This is a genomic window from Nostoc sp. CHAB 5715 (assembly GCF_020829685.1).
GTDB lineage: Bacteria > Cyanobacteriota > Cyanobacteriia > Cyanobacteriales > Nostocaceae > Nostoc.
Map to the genome: position 1 here is coordinate 1 of NZ_JAIVFR010000921.1, position 2,961 is coordinate 2,961.

General features: G+C 43.0%; 1 protein-coding gene. It reads right to left on the reverse strand.

Annotation, left to right across the window (positions count from 1 at the left end):
- A partial coding sequence (locus tag LC574_RS33710) for a zinc-dependent metalloprotease (protein WP_229457952.1) occupies positions 1 to 2,961 on the reverse strand: 2,961 nt, incomplete at both ends.

Below are 2,961 nucleotides of genomic sequence, written 5' to 3' on the forward strand. Positions count from 1 at the left end.
AGTGCATTTTCTGGCTTCGTTTTCAGTTCAATATCCTTGAGGCGAGAGAGGCGATCGCCTGAGAGTAAATCCCGTAATACAGAACCCTGCATGAATAGCACCAAGTCATGAATTGGAAAATCCAAACGACCAACTTGCACAGAACTACCCCAATGTCGCCAACGGGAAGGTGCTAATTTATTCAGTAGTTCTGGTGAAAAGCTGAGGGCATCTTCTGCAAATACATACTTTTGCAGCGTCTCTAAAGCTTGCCGTTGTTCTTCAACTGGTACTGGTTCAAATGGTAATCGCTGTGGGCTAACTCCAAATGGTATTTCGCTGGGGTGGATGCGATAGAAAGACTGTCCGCCAATGTATTTTGTGGTGTAATATATTTGCTGGAAATAGTTACCCAATACTGTGCTAAATCGTTCGCTCACATCGCTGTAACTATCACCAGCCATTGGATAACGCTTATCGAGACGTTCCCACATCACCCGCGAATTATTCAATTGCCACTGAGAATACAGCAGGACATTGCCACTGTTATCCCAAGCATCAGCAGTTGGGTCAAGGTCATACACATCTTCATCTGTAGAATAACTCAACTCTGGCTTATAGGATTGTGCAGCAATTTCTGACAAAATTGGCTTTTCTGCTATGGGAGTTGATGTCTGAATTGGGATGTAGCCATACTTAATTGCCCATTCATCATAAGGCCCCACCATACTGGGAAAATAATCTCCCTGTTTTGTCCCTTGAGGAGCAATATTTGGCGGAATATAATCCATCACCGAAGTTGTCAAACCTTTATTTTTGGTAATTTCGGTATTATTCATCTCGTCTGGTGGTAGCAGTGTACTACCACGGAAGTTATGCCGTAAACCAAGAGTATGTCCAACTTCGTGAGCGATGATTAAACGTAAATATTGATTGATATATTCTTTCACCTGGTCTGGAGTGGCCATAGTATCTGGCAGCAGTGACATTGCCAGTGAACCAAAGGCAAACTGATTAGCAGCTTCCATCCCGTAGCATAAATCGTACTCGGCTGCCATTTTCGATAAACGGCTCAACAACCCCTGTTGCCGTTGCACCTGCTGTGCTACACTGTTATTTTTTGCATCTAAACCATTGGCGCAAAGTAGACGATTTTGCATCAAAGCTGATAGAGTAGTGCGATTTTCAGTTTGGCTAGGTTGGACGATTTGGCGATACTCATTCTTAAGTGCCCGCACAAAGCTAGCATCTACGAGAATATCTGCATCCAAAATTTCTCCAGTCAATGGGTTAACGCGAGATGGCCCCATTGCAAAATAACCATCAACTGTGTTGATCCAGCGAATCGTGTTGTAACGAATATCTCCTGGGTCCCATGTGGCATCATCTGGCATTTGGCGAACTTCAATTGCATCCTTGAATCCAGCTTTAAGAAAGGCTTTGTTCCACATTAAAACGCCTTCTTTGATAGCATTGCGGTACTCTAAAGGCACAGCGTTATCAATCCAAAAGACAATCGGTTTTTTAGGTGGAGAAATTGCTGCTTTCGGGTCTTGTTTTTCCAAATCCCAGCGATTGATGTAGCGGACAAAAGAATCGCCGCGATCGTCTTTGGATAAATCTTGGTAGGCGGTGATGAAATAACCGATGCGATCGTCAGCAATGCGCGGGCGATAATCTTTATCAGGTAGTTGGGAAAGACTGTAGTGGACGCGCAAGGTATAACCACGGTTGTCAGCTAGCGACGCAAAGCTTGCAACTTCACTGTCACGGTCTCCGCCACCAGAAAAATTTAAAACTGACTCAATTTCTAAGTTTTGGGGAAAAGCTTTAGCAGTACCAAAATAAGATTGGTCTGTGGTTGCTGGAACTCCTAAACTTGCAGATAATCCACCTAAATCTGTCAGTAACAAATCTCCTAAGTCGATAAGAAGAGTTTTGCGTTCTGGATGAATACTTTTAAGGGAAATGCTGTAGAGTACAGAATCACTAAAAGACCGGGCTAGCGATCGCGCCTGGGGATCGATTTGCAAATCCAGGTTGAGATTAATTTGTTCACTGATTGCTTTTTTTCGCAGTGACTCTACAGCATTTTCAGCAACATTCACCAAAGAAAATTCTGAAATATTTAAAGCTATCTTACCAGCCTCGATTTGCGATAAATCGAGGATATCATTAATCATTTCTAATAAATGTTCTCCACTGTCGTGGATTGTTTGCAGATAACCCCGTTGTCGTTGACTCAATTCACCCAAAGGCCAGCGTAACAACGTAGACGACATCCCAATCACATAAGTTAAAGGTGTGAGCAATTCGTGGCTGATAGTAGCGAGAAACTCACTTCTGAGACGGTTAGCAGCTTCGGCGGCGAGGAGAGCATCACGCAGAGCCATTGTGCGTTCAATAACTCGTTGTTCGAGAGTTTGTTTTTCTTGGGTAAGCGTTTGCATTAAATCAGCTTGGTGAATTGCGATCGCTAATTGTTCTGCGATCGCAATTAACAAGTTTTTTTCACTCTCAGTCCACTGGTGGGGATTATCGCACTGATGAGCAATCAGTAATCCCCACAATTTGTCCTCAAATATAATTGGTGCTGCCAACTTAGCCCTAACTTGGCTTTCCCTTAAAAAATTTAACAAACACTCTTCTAGAGCATAAGTTTTTTCGACATCATCCACAGCTAAGGTAAAACCTTGGCGATACTTTTCCCAACATTGAGAGGTTCGGATAAAGCAATTTCTTTCCGTGTAATTCAACACCGATGTAATAGCATCTGTAGCACGGGCTTCATAGACAATATAACCTCCATAGTTTTGGCACTCTTCTAGTGATGGTTGATTATTGACTGACACAGAAGGCGAGTGTTTACCGTTGTTCTCGTGTATAGAAAAATAGATTTCGGAACGTTCCCCAACCGACTGTTCCATGCCTGTTACCAGTGCGGTTTCATTAAGAGGAATAGTGCCAGACTGGTATTGTTCA